This window comes from Streptomyces sp. TM32 (assembly GCF_004122755.1).
Lineage (GTDB): Bacteria > Actinomycetota > Actinomycetes > Streptomycetales > Streptomycetaceae > Streptomyces > Streptomyces sioyaensis.
Genome location: NZ_SDIG01000072.1, coordinates 1 through 14,639 on the forward strand (window position 1 = coordinate 1; position 14,639 = coordinate 14,639).

Sequence of the window (14,639 nt, forward strand, 5' to 3'; positions counted from 1 at the left end):
CCGCCCTGGTACTGGTCACGGCCGCGACGGCCAGCGGCTGTCTCCTCCCGCAGCGGCACCCGGTGGTGCCGCCCCCGCCGACCATGCCGGCCCATCAGCAGCCCCCCACGCCTCCCGTGGAGTGGGGCAGGGAGCAGCGGCAGCCGCGCCACCAGGAACCCGAACAGCCGCCGCGACGCCAGGAACCGGAAGCGCCCCCACGGCGGCAGGAACCCGAACGGCCCCCGGAGGAGCGGGAGTAGACGCCCTGGCCCCTACGGCGGTGCCACGCGCGGCACCTCAGGGCTGCCGGTCACCGCCCGTCACGACCGCCGCGCCAGGCCCGTCCCCTTGGCCGCGTCCAGCGCGTACACACAACGGTCCTTGCTGCACGCGTACACCACGCCGCCGACCGCCACCGGGGAGCCGGTGATCTCGCCGCCGGTCTCCAGCTTCCAGCGCAGCTGGCCGCCCATCGCGTCGAGCGTGTAGAGGCAGTGGTCGGCCGAGCCGAAGTGCACCCGGCCCTCCGCGACGACCGGGGCGCCGACGACCTCGGCGCCGGCCTGGAACCGCCAGCGCGGGGTGCCGGTGACCGCGTCCAGGGTGTAGAGCGCCTTGCCGCTGCCCAGATGGACCGCACCGTGTGCGACCAGCACCGGTTCGCCGGACTGCCGCGCCTCGGTGGCGATCCGCCAGCGGTCGCGGCCGTCCGCCGCGTCCAGCGCATAGACCGTGCCGAGGTAGTCCGCCAGATAGACCCCGCCGCCGGTGACGGCCGGTCCGGGCGCGAAGGCGGGCGGGCTCAGGAAAGCGGCGGGCGCCTCGAAGTGCCAGCGCACATCGCCGCGTGCGCTGTCGAGCGCCAGCACCCGGGTGCCGGCGACCACGTAGACCGCGCCGTCCGACGCCGGCAGCAGCCGCATCGGCACCCCGCCGCAGGCCGCCGCGTCGCCGATCGGATACGACCAGCGTTCGGCGCCGGTCCGCGCCTCCAGCGCCTTCAGCCGCGCGTCGGCCCAGACGTAGACCGTGCCGTCGTGCAGCACGGGCCCGGCCTCGGCGCTCTCGAAGTCGGTCTGCAGGCCGCCGGCCTCCCACAGCAGTTCGCCGGTGCCGGCCTCCCATGCCTGGATGCCGCCGCCGCGGGTGCTGGTGACGACCGTTCCGCGGTCGACCTCCAGGGCATAGACCCAGCCCTCGGTGTTCAGCCGCCAGCGGTCGCTGCCGTCCTCGGCGTCCAGCGCGTACAGGCTCGGGCCGTCCGAGGCATGGATCCGGCCGTCCGCGACCGCCATCGCCCAGGCGACGTCACGGGTCTTGAACTTGCGGCGTCCGCTGGCCACATCGAGCGCATGCACCTCGAAGGACGTGACGTACAGCAGATCATCGGCGACGGCCGGGGTGCCCCAGACGTCGTTCGACATCCGGAACCGCCAGGGGCGCCAGCGGCCCGGCTCGGCGGGCGGTGCCTCGGGCGGCGCGGGCGGCGCGGCCTCACCGCGCCCCGGCCCCTCCCCTGCCGCGGCGGGGGCCTGCCCCTGCGGCGGCACACCGGTCGTGGCGGCACCGGGCGGACGCACCCAGTTCGTGGCGGCACCGGCCTGCCCGCGCGGCTGCGGGCCCGGGGAGTCGGCGCGCGGCCCCGGCCCTATCGGGGAGGGCGAACCGCCGAGGCGTACGGGTCCGGCCGCGCCGTCCGCGGGGGCGGCCGGCGGGGCGGCGGACAGCGCACCGGCGGGCGGCGCCGCGGAGGCCGGGGTCACCCGGGCCGGGGCGTCCGCGCCGAGCACCGCGGCCTGCGGCATCGGGCCGGGGTGGGCGCCGCGCGGGTCGCTGACGCGGTGCGCGCCGGGGCCCGCGCCGACCTGGCCGCCCCAGCCGGACTCCGCGCCGACGGGGGCGCTCTCGGGCCGCGGCGGCGCCGGGACGGGCTGTGCCGCGGGCATCGGGGGCGACACGGGCGGGGCCGGCGGCGCGGCCGGGGCCGGCCGGCCCGCGGCGCGGGCGGAACCGGCCCGCTGACCGTTGGTGGGTACGGCGGTGCGGCCGCCGCGCCGGCCCTCGATGAGCGCCACCGCTCCGGGCGGCAGCCACGCGGAGGCGGTACCGCTGTCGTCGCTGCCGGAGCCGAAGAGATGCGGTGCGAGCTGGGACTGCAGATCGGCGGGGGACGGCCGCTGGCCGGCCTCCATCTGCATACAGGACTCCATGAGCGGAAGCAGTTCGTCCGGCAGGCCGGCCAGGTCGGGGCCCTCCCGCAGCAGCATGAAGACGGTCTCGACCGGGTTGGCACCGTGGAACGGCGCATGCCCCGTAGCGGCGAAGACCAGCGTGGAGCCGAGGGAGAAGACATCGCTCGCGCCCGTCACGCTGCGCGAGTCACGCGCCTGCTCGGGCGACATGTAGGCGGGCGTGCCGACGGCCACGTTGGTCATCGTGAGCCGCGTGTTGGACACCCCGGAGGCGATACCGAAGTCGATCACCCGCGGGCCGTCCTCGACGACCAGGACGTTCGACGGCTTCAGGTCACGGTGCACCAGGCCCGCGCCGTGGATGGACTGCAGCGCCTCGGCGATACCGGCCGCCAGCCAGCGCACCGCCTGGGCCGGGAGCGGCCCGCACTCATTGACTATTTCCTCCAGGGAGGGCGCGGGCACATAGGCCGTCGCGAGCCACGGCACCGCGGCGCGCGGGTCGGCGTCCACGACGGCCGCGGTGTAGAAGCCGCTGACCGCGCGGGCCGCCTCGACCTCGCGTGTGAAGCGGACCCGGAACAGCTGGTCCTCGGCGAGCTCGGTCCGCACGGTCTTGATCGCCACGCGCCGGCCGGATGCCGAGCGCGCCAGATAGACCAGTCCCATGCCGCCGGCCCCGAGACGGCCGAGCACCTCGAACGGGCCGATCCGCCGGGGATCGTGCTGCGTCAGCTGCTTCAGCTGCTCCACCACTTGCCTGCCACCTCCCCGTGGGGCGTAAAAAGAGACTCTCAAAAGCCACGAGCCGCCGAGAGCCACTGCCCCGTGCAGCGTCTCACCGCCTGGCCGAAACGGCCGTACGCGTGCTGATTCTTCCTGGCCGAGCCGACGGTTGCGAACCCGGGGCCTGTCCGCCGTGTCACGGCATACCCCCCGTAGTCCGCACCGGGTCCGTTACCCGACGTAACCCAACCCCGCCTGACGTGCGCCGATACGTCCGTCGACGGGCTGTTGACCCAGGGGTTACCCATCGGTTATGGACGTTCTTCGCACGGCGCCGCCCGACATAGGGACGTTCACCATTCCGTTTGACGGGCGTATCGGGGGAGCGGTTCACACTCCCCGGCATCCGATGTCCGAGGTGGCCGAAACCATGCCCTTGCACCGACTGCGCACCCCGATCCCCCACCGGTCCCGCCCTCCCCGCTCCCACTCCCGGCCCTGCGGTTCAATTCTGCGCGTTCGAAGGTCATTTCGGCGCCCCGACCCCCCGGCGCGGCGCCATGAGGCCCGTGAGACAGCACACAGCGGCCGCCGCCTGGGCCGTATGCCCACGCTAGCCGCGGTTCATCCGGTCCGCCCGGCGAGGATTCGAATATCTGATCGATACCCAGCGACCGGAACGGGGACGCCGACGACACGCGGCGCACAGGGCGGAAGTTCAACTGACGGCCACCACAATGCACTTGCGGCACGGAGAGGGACCACTTATCCACCAAAGTTGTCCACAGCCTGTTGATAAGACCGTTCACCGCTTCGGGCCAAGCGGGGCCGTGCGGGCCGCGGCCCCGGGCGGACCCGCCACCCGCACAGAAGGGCGGGCCGCGCAACCCGAACTCCCCCATCCCCATTTGCAGGCAGCCAAATCGCGCTCCGATCACCCCTCGGTAAGCTGACGGCATGACAGGACAAGTGCGAACCGTCGACGGCAGAGTTGCCGGCCGCCGCGGACAGGCGACGCGGCAAAAGCTTCTCGACTGCCTCAGCGAAATGCTCAGTTCGTCCCCCTATCGGGACGTCAAGGTCATCGATGTAGCCCGAAAAGCGGGGACTTCACCCGCTACGTTCTATCAGTACTTCCCGGACGTCGAGGGCGCTGTCCTCGAAATCGCCGAGGAGATGGCCAAAGAAGGCGCCACTCTGACCGATCTTGTCGCCGAACGCTCCTGGGTGGGCAAGTCCGGCTGGCAGACCGCGGAAGAACTGGTCGAGGGCTTCCTCTCCTTCTGGCGCAGGCACGACGCGATTCTGCGCGTCGTCGACCTGGGCGCGGCCGAGGGTGACAAGCGGTTCTACAAGATCCGCATGAAGATCCTCAATGCCGTCACCAATTCTCTTACGGACTCCATCAAGGATCTCCAGAGCAAGAACAAGGTCGACAAGGACGTGAGCGCGCCCGCCATGGCCGGCTCGCTCGTCGCGATGCTGGCGGCGGTCGCCGGGCACCAGAAGGGTTTCCAGAGCTGGGGCGTGAAGCAGGCCGAGCTCAAGCCGAACCTGGCGCTGCTGGTGCACTTCGGCGTCACCGGAAAGAAGCCGACCAAATAACGTCGCCTTTTTGAATCCGGCCGCCTGACGAAGCATCCGAGACAGCAGCCGGGGAAGCGGCCGAAGAATCCGCTGCGCCCCGAAGTCCCGGTGTTCCCGGGACGGTTCGCCGTCGGTCCTGTATCCGTCCTGCCATAGCTGTATGACACACGCAGCGGGCGCCGCGGTGGCCCCCCAGGGGTCCGCCGCGGCGCCCGCTGCCGTCTGCGCCCGCTGCCGTCTGCTCCCGCTGCCGTCTGCTCCCGCTGCCGTCCAACGCTCCCGGACCGGCTGGGCGCGACACCACCGCCGCACCCGGGCGCCGCACCCCGGCGCCCCGCACACCGGCTCGCCCACCGCCCCGCACACCCGCTCACTCAGCGCCGTTCCAGCCGGAACAGCCGGATCTCCCGGGCCACCCGCGCCTGGTACGCGGCGTACGGCGGCCAGAACGCCAGCGCCGTCCGCCAGGCCCGCGCCCGCTCCCCGCCGGTCAGCAGGCGGGCCCGCACCGGAATGTCCCGGCCCCGCCAACTCACTTCGGCCTCCGGGTTCTTGAGGAGGTTTCCGGTCCAGGCCGGATGCCCCGGCCGCCCGAAATTGCTGCCGACCACGATCCAGCTGCCGTCCTCCTGTGGCAGGCACGCCAGCGGAGTACGCCGCGGCTGCCCGCTCCTGGCGCCGGTCGCAGTCAGGATCACCCCGGGCAGCATCCGGGCGCTGAGCAGCACCTTTCCACGGGTCAGCCGGTGCACCGCGCGGTCCAGCCCGGGGACGACGTGCGGCGCGATCCGGGCGAACGTACGGGTCGCGGAGAGCCTCTGGAGCAGCCGCTCACCCGACGGCATCAGACGTCCACCGCCTCGGACGCGCGCACCGCCGCCGCCCCGCCGGCCGCCGCGCCGCCGCGGCCCGGCCCGCCGCCGGCGCCCGCGAACAGCCCCGCCTCCTCGGCGGCCCGCGCCCGCAGCCGGTGCACGGGGCCCAGCAGCAGCTCGTCGCAGGCCGCGCGCTTGAAGTACAGCTGCGCCTCGTGCTCCCAGGTGAAGCCGATCCCGCCGTGCAGCTGCACTGCCTCGGCCGCCACCGTACGCAGCGTCTCCAGCGCCTGGGCGAGCGCCAGCGCCGCCGCCCCGGGCTCGGCCGCACCGTCCGTCCCCGCGCCACCGGCTCCGTTGCCGCCCGCCGACCACGCCGCGTAGTACGCCGCCGAGCGCGCCGCCTGCAGCCGCACGTACAGGTCGGCGAGCCGGTGCTGGACGGCCTGGAAGGAGCCGATCGGCCGGCCGAACTGCTTGCGCTCCTTGACGTAGGCGACGGTGCGGCTCAGCGCGGCGTCGGCCGCTCCGACCGCCTCGGTGGCCAGCGCCGCGGCGGCCACCACCCCGGCCGCGGCGAGCGCCGCGGTCACCGCTCCCCCCGCGCCGTCCCCCTCCCCCAGCAACTCAGCGGGCACCTCGCGCAGTTCGAGGCGCGCCTGCGCACGGGTCTCGTCCAGCACGGTCTGCCGGGTACGCAGCAGACCCGGCACGCCGGGCCCGCCGTCCCTCCGCCTGCCCGGCCCGTCCGCCGCCGCGGCCCGGACGAGGAAGAGCAGGGTGCGGCTGCGCGCGAACCCACCGGCGTGGGCGGCCACCACCAGCACCTCCGCGGTGTGCCCGGCCAGCACCTGCCCGGCCTCGCCGTACAGCCGCCAGCCGTCGTCGGCCGGCCGCGCCTGGATCCCGCCGGCCCGGCCGCCGCCCGCCCAGTCGCCGTCGTTCGGCCCGGTCAGCGCCAGCGCGGTGGCCAGCTGCCCGCCCGGTACCACCAGGGTGCCGGTCAGCTCCCCGGTGGCGAGGGCCGGCAGCAGTTCCTCGCGCTGCCGCGCACTGCCCAGCGCGAGGATCAGCGGGGCGGCCAGCGCGGCGGTGGCGATCAGCGGCGAAGGAAGGACGGCGCGGCCGGTTTCTTCGCAGGCCAGGGCGAGTTCGGTGGGCCCGCAGCCCACCCCTCCGTACGCGGCCGGCAGCGCCAGGCCGGGCAGCCCGAGCCGGCCGGCGAGCTCCCGCCACAGCTCCTGGTCGTACCCCGGTGGGGTGCGCACCGCCGCCTTGACCCCGTCCGGACCGCAGCGCTTGAGCAGCAGTTCGCGCAGCGTACGGCGGATTTCGTGCTGCTCCTCGGTGAACGCGGCATCCATCGGCGGGCTCCTCCCGGCCGTGCGACAACACCCGTCCGGTCCGACGGGCCGCCGGCTTCCGATCTGACGGGCCGTCATAGTAGGGACGGACGGTGCACTTTCCTAGGGCGATTCCGCAACGTCCGGCCGGGCGCACGCCGGGGCCGGGCGCACGTCGCCGCGGCCCGGCCCCTCGAACTCCCGTGGGCGGCCCCGGAGTCACCTGGGGCCGCCCTCGGGCACGGTCCGCCCGGTCAGCGGATCAGATGCACGGTGATCAGCGTTTCCGTGTCGCTGACCCGGTCGCCGTGGACGGTGCCGTGCGCGGTGCGGAAGCGCCCGGTGCCTCCGGTGATCGCGAGGTCGATGTTGCCCGGGCCGGCACTCGTGACGGTGAACCGGCCCTCGACGGTGAGCTGTCCCAGGGGAAGGGCGAGATCCACCGCGCACTGGAGGTCGAACTCATCGGCGGGGGCGGTGCGGGTCAGCGTGCAGACCTCGCTGTAGGTGCCGATCGTGACGCTGCTGCGCAAGAGATTCCCGCTGATGACGAATTCATCCCCCTGACTGGGCCCGGACGACCCGTCCACATCGATAAAAGAGGACTGAGTCTGCTGCGCGGTCAGCTGGAATACTTCCTCTCTCGGGTAGCCATCGCCACCGGTTCCGGCGGCGGCCGCCGCCGGGTGCGGGAAGAAAAGAAGGGCCGCGATTCCGGTGGCCGCGCTCAGCGCGATGCGCTTGACGTTGAAGTGACGCACGATTTCTCCTGTGGGACTGGAAGGGAAATGCACTTGGCTGGGTTTGCATGAAGGGGCTCTCGTGCCCGGCCGGCGGCGCGCGGCCGGGTCAGATGCCGGGCGGGGCGACGTAGGTGAACGATCCCGATGAGGTGCCGCCGGGCGTGGTGACGGTGACGTCGAAGGTGCCCTCGGTGGCGCTGGGCGGGGACACGGCGGTCACGGTGGTGTCGGAGATGACCGAGAAGGGCGCCGGAGTGCCGTGGAAGGCGACCTGTTCGGTGTAGGTCAGGCCGGTGCCGGTGATCGTCACCCCGGTACCGCCGGTGATCGGTCCCGAACCGGGGCTGACGTCCGTGATGGTGGACCGGTCGACGTAGGTGTAGAACAGCCCGTCCGCGCTTCCGCCGCTGGTCTTCACGGTGACGGCGACGGCACCCGGGGCCGGGGCACCGGCGGCTCTGACGGTGACCTGGGTGTCGGAGACGCTCTGGATGACGGCGCGGGTGGTGCCGAAGTACACGTCGATCGCTCCGGCGAGGTTGCGGCCGGTGATGACGATCTCCTGGTCGCTGCCCGGGACGGGGCCGGCGTCGGGGCTGATGCCGGTGAGGGCCGGCACCGGCATGTAGTAGAAGGCCCCGAGGGTGCCGGTACCGCCCGCGGTGGTGACCGTCACGGGGACGACACCGGCGCCGGCGGGAGCGATGACGGTCACCGATGTCGCCGTGTTGGCGGTGATGACGGCCTGGGCGGTGCCGAAGTGCACGGCGGTGGCATTGGCCAGGTGATGACCGGTCAGCGTCACGGTGGTTCCGCCTGCCATGGGCCCCTGGTCGGGGATCACGGTCGTCCCCATGACGTCGACGGTGCCGGCATCGGCATTGCCCACATAGGCGCGTGTCCCGGCGGGGACGACGGCGATGCCGGTGGGGCCGTCTCCCGCACCGATGTTCTCGACGACGGTGCGGGTGGCGGTGTCGATCACACTCACCGTGTCCGGCCCGGAATTCGGCACGTACAGATGGGCGCCGTCGGGGCTCAGCGCCGGGAAGCGCGGCTGGGCGCTGACGCCGATGTTGTCGGTGGTGATGTTCGTGGCGGTGTCGATCACACTCACCGAGGAACTGCCGGCGTTCGTGACGTAGACGAGAGCCCCGTCGGAGCTGACCGCCAGCAGGATGGGAACGTCGCCGGCGAGGATCGTGGCGATCACGGTGTTCGTGGCGGTGTCGATCGCGCTGACGGAACCCGAGAAGCTCGCCACGTAGGCGCGGGTCCCGTCCGGGGTGATGACCACGCCGGTCGGCCCGGTTCCGACGGTGACGGTGTCGGTGACGGTATTGCTGGCGGTGTCGATCACACTCACCGTGTCGGTGGTCTGCCGCGTCACGTAAACACGCGTCCCGTCCGGGGTGACCGCCGCCATCGTCGCCCCGGCCCCTACGGGGATGTCCGTGACGAGGGTGTCCGAGGCGAGGTCGAACACGCTGACCAGACCGTCGTCGAAGACGGCCACATAGGCGCGGGTGCCGTCGGGACTGATCGCCACGTCGGTGGGACCGGCTCCCGTGCTGAGGGTGTCGATCACGGTGTCCGTGGCGGTGTCGATCACACTCACCGTGTTCGAGCCCCGGTCGGCCACATAGGCGCGGGCCCCGTCCGGGGTGAGGGTAATTCCCTGCGGGGTGTTCCCCACGGGAATAACAGCACCCGCAACAAACGCCTCGTTTAATGCGGAGTGGGGTGCCCGGGCAGGCTCCGGAGATGGTGAATCCAAGGCGAACATGACACTCCCCGAAGAAGGCGGGACGATCTTTGTCCCGCACGTGGAAATGTCTGCTCCGCCGCATGGGCAAACAGCGAGCAGCCAACCGGCGGTGAATCGCCGGTGAAACACACAGGCAAACGGAGAATACCCTCCCCAGGAAAGCATTTAAAGGTCGCACGGTATCTCCGATAATCGCTTTAAGGGACGGGGAGGGTGGGCGGATCCGGTCGCGATCCACCGGGCGGACGGGGCTGCCGGCCGCCGCCCCGCGCCCTGCCCTCTCCGCCAAACCTGATGTACCGTCAGATCCATGACTTCAGGGGCCCCTTACGGGCATCGCAAGGTCGCTGTCGCCGGAGTTGCCCTGTCCGACTGCGGACGCGTGGACGACGCCACCCCGTACGCCCTGCACGCCCAGGCCGCCCGCCGGGCGCTCGCCGACAGCGGCCTGGACCGCTCGGTGATCGACGGCTTCGCCTCGGCCGGGCTGGGCACCCTCGCCCCCATCGAGGTCGCCGAATATCTGGGACTGCGCCCCACCTGGGTCGACTCGACCTCGGTCGGCGGCGCCACCTGGGAGGTGCTGGCCGCGCACGCCGCCGAGGCGATCGCCGCCGGCCACGCCGACGCGGTGCTCCTCGTCTACGGCTCCACCGCCCGCGCCGACATCAAGTCCGGGCGCCGCACCTCGAACCTCTCCTTCGGCTCCCGCGGCCCACTGCAGTTCGAGGTCCCCTACGGGCACACCCTGATCGCCAAATACGCCATGGCCGCCCGCCGCCATATGCACCGATACGGGACCACACTGGAGCAGTTGGCCCAGGTAGCGGTCCAGACGCGGGCCAATGCGGCGGCCAACCCGGAGGCCATGTACCGCGATCCGATCACCGTCGACGACGTCCTCGGCGGCCCGGTGATCGCCGACCCGTTCACCACCCTGCACTGCTGTATCCGCTCCGACGGCGGCTGTGCGGTCCTGCTCGTCGCCGAGGACCGCGTCCCGGACCTCGCCAAGCCGCCGGTGTGGGTGCTCGGTTCCGGTACCGCGGTCTCGCACACCACCATGTCGGAGTGGGACGACTTCACCGTCTCCCCCGCGGCGGTCTCCGGCCGGCTGGCGTTCGAACGGGCCGGGATCCGCCCCGACGAGATCGATCTCGCCGAGCTCTACGACGCCTTCACCTATATGACCCTGGTGACGCTGGAGGACCTCGGGTTCTGCGCCAAGGGCGAGGGCGGTGCGTTCGTCGGGACAGGACGGCTGCTGCGGGACGGGGACCTGCCGGTCAACACCGACGGCGGCGGCCTGTCCGCCTGCCACCCCGGTATGCGGGGGCTGTTCCTGCTGGTCGAGGCGGTACGCCAGCTGCGGGGCGAGGCCGGCTGGGACCGCCAGGTCCACAAGGCCGACGGCGCGCTGCCCCGGCTCGCGGTCGCGTCGGGCACCGGCGGCTGGTTCTGTTCGTCGGGGACGGTGGTGCTGGGACGGGAGTGAGGGGTGCGGCCCCCGGGCCAGGCGGTGGACCGGGGGCCGGGTGGACGAGCCGGTGGGGCCCCGGGCCCGGGTCCGGCCCTCGGAGCGTCAGCCCAGGCGCTCCTCGATCAGGTCGGCGGCCCTGCGGGCACCGCCCTCCGCACGGACCTCGGCCCGCAGCGCGGCCGAGCGTGCGGCGACCTGCGGATCGGTGGTGAGTTCCGCCAGCGCCTCGCGCAACGCCTGTGCCGTGGCGTCCGCGGTGTCGAGCCGGCGGGCGACGCCCAGTTCCACCAGCCGGTCGGCGTTGAGGAACTGCTCGGCGCCCTGCGGGACGGCGATCATCGGCACACCGGAATACAGCCCCTCGGAGCTGCCGCCCATCCCCGCGTGCGTCACAAACGCATCCGCCTGCTCCAGAATCGCCAACTGCGGTACCCAAGAACGCACTTCGATGTTCGCGGGGACGTCGGGCCCCAGCTCCGCCGGATCGGTGTGCTTGCCGATCTGCAACACCACATGCCACCCCGGCAGTTCCCCGAACGCCGCCACGCACCGCCGGTAGAACTCCGGCTGCCGGGTGTACGCCGAGCCCAGCGACACCAGCAGCACCTTCCCGGCGCCGGCCGGCCGCGTCCAGCCGCCCTGTTCCGCCCGGTCCCCGTGACACGGCCCGACGAAGGTCACCGCGTCCGCGTCGACGCGGTCCGCATGCGGCTGCATGGCCCGCGGGATCACCGCCAGCGCCCGGGGCGGCCGGCCGGAGAACTCGGCCACGTCCGTGGTGAGCGCGCCGCACCGCGCGAGCCAGGCGGCGAATCGTGCCTGGTAGGCATCGGCACCCGGCTGCCCGGTGAACGCCGCGCCGAGCTCCTCCTGGGCCCCCTCCCAGCCCACGAAGGTCGGAGACAGCTGGATCAGGTCGCGGCCCTGCGCCTCGGCCAGCGCACGGGCGGCGTAGGCCCCGACGTCGTAGAGGTAGAGGTCGGCGGGGTCCTCGTCGTACGCGGCATGCAACTGGGGCAGCATGGCGATCGCGTCGTCGAGGAAGAGAGAAGCGGCGGCGACGGGATCCTGCGGCCAGTTGTTGTCGACGACCGGCAGGGTGGAGGTGCAGCGGACGAACTCGGCGCCGGTGGGGGCGATCAGCCCGGCAGCGTGGTCGCTGTTGGCGTACGTCACGCGGTGACCGCGGGCCACCAGTTCGCGGATGATCTCCAGGCCGGGCAGCACATGGCTGACCATGGGGGTGCCGACCATGGCGATATGGGCAGTGCGGGGCATGGCAGGACTTCCTTACTTCCTTCGGTACAGAGCTACGGCAGGGACGGAAGCCCGACGGTCCGAGCGGCCTGAGGCACCGGCCAAGAAGCCGGTCGCGTGGTCGGGCACACCCGGGTGCGGGCCGGGGCGTGAGACGCCCGCGGCGGTATCAGCCGTAGATCTGGAGGAAGTTCATGGGGCAGAGCGTAGCCGGCACGGCGGGGCCGGGCGAGCGGATTTTCCGGAGCGGATCTCCCGTGGCCGTGCGAGCCCTCGCCGAGCGCCGGACATGCACCTGCACCTACTGACTGACCGGGCGCCGCCGTTACTTACCGGATCCTCCCGTTACTGTCCGGGGCTCCGTTGCTGTCCGGGGCCCCGTTGCCCCCGTAACCTTCCCGGTTCGGCGCCGGGCGACGGGGCCGGCGGGACCGCCGGGCGGGTGATGACGCTGAAGGCCGTTCCGAAGGGGTCGGTGCTCGCGGCCATGCGGCCGTAGGGGGCGTCCTCGGGGGCGTCTGCCGTGCCGCCCGCACCGCGGGCGAGGGCGACCAGCTCATCGGTGTCCGCCACCTCGAACACCGTCTGCCAGCGGGACGAAGGGGCGTCCGGCGCGCCGAAGACGCCGCCGATCTCATGGCCGTCGGGGCGGCGCAGGAAGGTGAAGTCGAGGTCGGGGACGGCGTCGTTGCCATCGAGCGTGAGGCCGAAGACGTCGGCGTAGAAGCGACGGGCGGGCTCGGGGGCCGGGGACGACAGATCGTTGCGGACGAGCGTGCAGCGCTCGTTGACCAGCTCACATCCCGGCAGCGCACGTCCCTGCCAGAGGCTGAAGCGGGCGCCGACGGGGTCCGCCACAACGGCCGTACGGGCCAGGTCCGCCAAGTCCGACGGCGGTGCGAGCAGGGTCCCGCCGCTGTCGGTGATCCGCCGGACGGCGCCGTCGCAGTCGTCGGTGGCGAGATACGGATGCCACCAGGACTCGCCCTCGACATCGGCGGCGGACCGGGGCCGCAGCGCCGCCACCCGCCGTCCGCGCAGCAGACACAGGGTGAGGGGCCCGTGTGCCGTGGGTACCTGCAGGTACTCCCAGCCGAACAAAGCGCGGTAGAACGCCTTCGCGCGGTCGAGGTCGGCCACTCCGAGATCGATCCAAGTCGGCGTCCCGAACGGCTGGTTGGTGCTGACCTCACTCATCGGAACCCCTTCGCAGGTGACGCTGCCGGGGCTCACGTTGGTGAGGGTTGAGGACAGTTTGTGTCCTGGTTGGCGTCGTATGGCCTCCGCACTTCGCCCGTCCACCCCCGTACGCTGCCTGACATGAGCGATCACCCCGCGCACCGGGACACCACGGACGCCGACCCCACTGGCCCCACCGGCAGCCCGGCGACGCACCACTCCGACGATGCGGAGGCCCGCGCCTTCCGTGAGCTGCTGCGCGGGCTGCGGGTCTGGGACACCGAGCTGCCGTCGTTCGACCCGGCGACGGCCCCCGCCGAGCCGCTGCCGCTGTTCCGGCAGTGGCTGCGGGAGGCCGCCGAGGCAGGCGTTCCCGAGCCGCACACCATGACGCTGGCCACGGCCGACGCCGGCGGCGACCCCAACGTCCGGACCCTGATGCTGCACGACGCCGATGAGCGCGGCTGGCACTTCGCCTCGCACCACGGCAGCCGCAAGGGCCGCGAGCTGGACGCCCGGCCGCGGGCGGCGCTCGGCTTCTACTGGGCGACGGTCGGCCGCCAGGTGCGGGTCCGCGGACCGGTGACCGCGGCGGGCCCCGAGGAGAGCGCGGCCGATCTGCATCGCCGCTCCACAGGGGCGCTGGCCGCGGCGCTGGTCGGCCGGCAGAGCGAGCCGCTCGGTTCGGTCGGGGAGCTGGCGCGTGCCTCGGACGCCGCGTGGGAGCGGGCCCGGCGCGAGCCGGATGCACCGGTGCCGAGCTGGACGCTGTATGTGCTGCACCCCGAGGAGGTCGAGTTCTTCCAGGGCGACGCGCAACGCCGGCACGTACGACTCAACTACCGCCGCGAGGGCGGGCATTGGGTGCGGGAACTGCTCTGGCCGTAGGGGACGGCGGCTCGGGGGCGGTTGGGACCCCGGGCACGCCGGTGACTTGGGGCGCCCGTGCTCCCGGGCCGCCGGTGATCCCGGACCGCCGGTGACTCAGGGGGCCGGCCCCTCGGGGCAGCGGTGACTCGGGGCCGCCACGCCCGTCCTCACAGCTGCCGGTACATGATGTGCAGCCCCACATATCCCTTGGTGGGGTGCCGGAAGCCCTCGGGCAGGGTCGTCATGATCTGGAAGCCCAGGGATTCCCAGAGCGCGACGGCACCGGTGTTGGTCTCCACGACGGCGTTGAACTGCATCGCCCGATAGCCCTCGGCGCGGGCCCAGTCCAGTACGTGTTCCCCCAGGGCCCGGCCGACGCCGCGCCCCTCGTACTGCGGGTCGACCATGAAGCTGGCACCGGCGATGTGCGAGGCGCCGCCCAGGTGGTTGGGGTTCATCTTGGCCGTACCGAGCACCGTGCCGGCGTCGTCGACGGCGACGACGGTGCGGCCGGGCGGTGCGAGCAGCCACATCTCGCGGGCCGTCACCTCATCGAGGTCCCGCGGATAGGTGTAGGTCTCCCCGGCCGCCACGATGGCGTGGAGGAAAGGCCAGATGGCGGGCCAGTCGGCCGCGGTCGCCGTACGGATCTGCACGGCCTCAGCATGCCGCGGGCCCGGACGGCCCGCCACCCGAA

Annotated in this window: 11 protein-coding genes and 1 pseudogene; 4 read left to right on the forward strand and 8 right to left on the reverse strand. The window is 72.7% G+C overall.

Annotated features, from left to right (window positions below):
- Positions 1 to 242, forward strand: a pseudogene (locus EST92_RS31820) (hypothetical protein); the annotation flags it as partial.
- 60 nt (positions 243 to 302) lie between these two features.
- Here EST92_RS31820 and EST92_RS17460 read toward each other — a convergent pair.
- Positions 303 to 2,930, reverse strand: coding sequence for a serine/threonine-protein kinase (locus EST92_RS17460; RefSeq protein ID WP_129281839.1), 2,628 nt, complete (start codon positions 2,928 to 2,930; stop codon positions 303 to 305).
- Positions 2,931 to 3,857: 927 nt separating this feature from the next.
- Here EST92_RS17460 and EST92_RS17465 point away from each other — a divergent pair.
- On the forward strand, positions 3,858 to 4,505 hold the full coding sequence (locus EST92_RS17465) for a TetR family transcriptional regulator (protein ID WP_006604963.1): 648 nt from the start codon (positions 3,858 to 3,860) through the stop codon (positions 4,503 to 4,505).
- 356 nt (positions 4,506 to 4,861) lie between these two features.
- Here EST92_RS17465 and EST92_RS17470 read toward each other — a convergent pair whose 3' ends face one another.
- The 4 genes from EST92_RS17470 to EST92_RS17485 all read right to left on the reverse strand — a co-directional run bounded on the left by EST92_RS17470 (position 4,862) and on the right by EST92_RS17485 (position 9,084).
- The gene (locus EST92_RS17470) at positions 4,862 to 5,332 is read right to left on the reverse strand and encodes a nitroreductase family deazaflavin-dependent oxidoreductase (RefSeq protein WP_129281840.1); all 471 of its coding nucleotides are present in this window, start codon (positions 5,330 to 5,332) and stop codon (positions 4,862 to 4,864) included.
- Positions 5,332 to 6,666: an acyl-CoA dehydrogenase family protein gene (locus EST92_RS17475; RefSeq protein WP_129281841.1), complete on the reverse strand. Its 1,335-nt coding sequence runs from the start codon at positions 6,664 to 6,666 to the stop codon at positions 5,332 to 5,334. The genes EST92_RS17470 and EST92_RS17475 overlap by 1 nt, the downstream gene beginning before the upstream one ends.
- Positions 6,667 to 6,899: 233 nt before the next feature.
- Entirely contained in the window at positions 6,900 to 7,406 is a 507-nt protein-coding gene (locus EST92_RS17480) for a hypothetical protein (protein WP_129281842.1), read from the reverse strand.
- An 88-nt stretch (positions 7,407 to 7,494) separates the two neighbouring features.
- On the reverse strand, positions 7,495 to 9,084 hold the full coding sequence (locus EST92_RS17485) for an IPT/TIG domain-containing protein (protein ID WP_129281843.1): 1,590 nt from the start codon (positions 9,082 to 9,084) through the stop codon (positions 7,495 to 7,497).
- Between the two features lie 382 nt (positions 9,085 to 9,466).
- Between EST92_RS17485 and EST92_RS17490 the strand changes: the two genes are divergently transcribed.
- On the forward strand, positions 9,467 to 10,651 hold the full coding sequence (locus EST92_RS17490; protein ID WP_129281844.1) for an acetyl-CoA acetyltransferase: 1,185 nt from the start codon (positions 9,467 to 9,469) through the stop codon (positions 10,649 to 10,651).
- Between the two features lie 87 nt (positions 10,652 to 10,738).
- Here EST92_RS17490 and EST92_RS17495 read toward each other — a convergent pair whose 3' ends face one another.
- Complete coding sequence (locus tag EST92_RS17495; protein ID WP_343283803.1) at positions 10,739 to 11,914, reverse strand: macrolide family glycosyltransferase; 1,176 nt, start codon at positions 11,912 to 11,914, stop codon at positions 10,739 to 10,741.
- A gap of 324 nt (positions 11,915 to 12,238) precedes the next feature.
- A complete protein-coding gene (locus EST92_RS17500) occupies positions 12,239 to 13,090 on the reverse strand; it encodes a VOC family protein (protein WP_254068882.1) in 852 nt (283 codons plus the stop codon).
- A 123-nt stretch (positions 13,091 to 13,213) separates the two neighbouring features.
- Between EST92_RS17500 and EST92_RS17505 the strand changes: the two genes are divergently transcribed.
- Positions 13,214 to 13,960 (forward strand): pyridoxal 5'-phosphate synthase, encoded by a 747-nt coding sequence (locus EST92_RS17505; RefSeq protein WP_129281845.1) that lies wholly within the window; start codon positions 13,214 to 13,216, stop codon positions 13,958 to 13,960.
- Between the two features lie 149 nt (positions 13,961 to 14,109).
- On the opposite strand, the gene EST92_RS17510 is transcribed toward EST92_RS17505, so the two are convergent.
- Positions 14,110 to 14,598: a GNAT family N-acetyltransferase gene (locus tag EST92_RS17510; protein WP_129281846.1), complete on the reverse strand. Its 489-nt coding sequence runs from the start codon at positions 14,596 to 14,598 to the stop codon at positions 14,110 to 14,112.
- Positions 14,599 to 14,639: the final 41 nt, after the last annotated feature.

Excerpts from the sequence above, each read along its gene's own strand:
- EST92_RS17490 (WP_129281844.1), top strand. The coding sequence starts at position 9,467 with ATGACTTCAGGGGCCCCTTACGGGCATCGCAAGGTCGCTGTCGCCGGA.
- EST92_RS17465 (WP_006604963.1), top strand. The coding sequence starts at position 3,858 with ATGACAGGACAAGTGCGAACCGTCGACGGCAGAGTTGCCGGCCGCCGC.
- EST92_RS17495 (WP_343283803.1), bottom strand. The coding sequence starts at position 11,914 with ATGCCCCGCACTGCCCATATCGCCATGGTCGGCACCCCCATGGTCAGC.
- EST92_RS17505 (WP_129281845.1), top strand. The coding sequence starts at position 13,214 with ATGAGCGATCACCCCGCGCACCGGGACACCACGGACGCCGACCCCACT.
- EST92_RS17475 (WP_129281841.1), bottom strand. The coding sequence starts at position 6,666 with ATGGATGCCGCGTTCACCGAGGAGCAGCACGAAATCCGCCGTACGCTG.
- EST92_RS17500 (WP_254068882.1), bottom strand. The coding sequence starts at position 13,090 with ATGAGTGAGGTCAGCACCAACCAGCCGTTCGGGACGCCGACTTGGATC.
- EST92_RS17470 (WP_129281840.1), bottom strand. The coding sequence starts at position 5,332 with ATGCCGTCGGGTGAGCGGCTGCTCCAGAGGCTCTCCGCGACCCGTACG.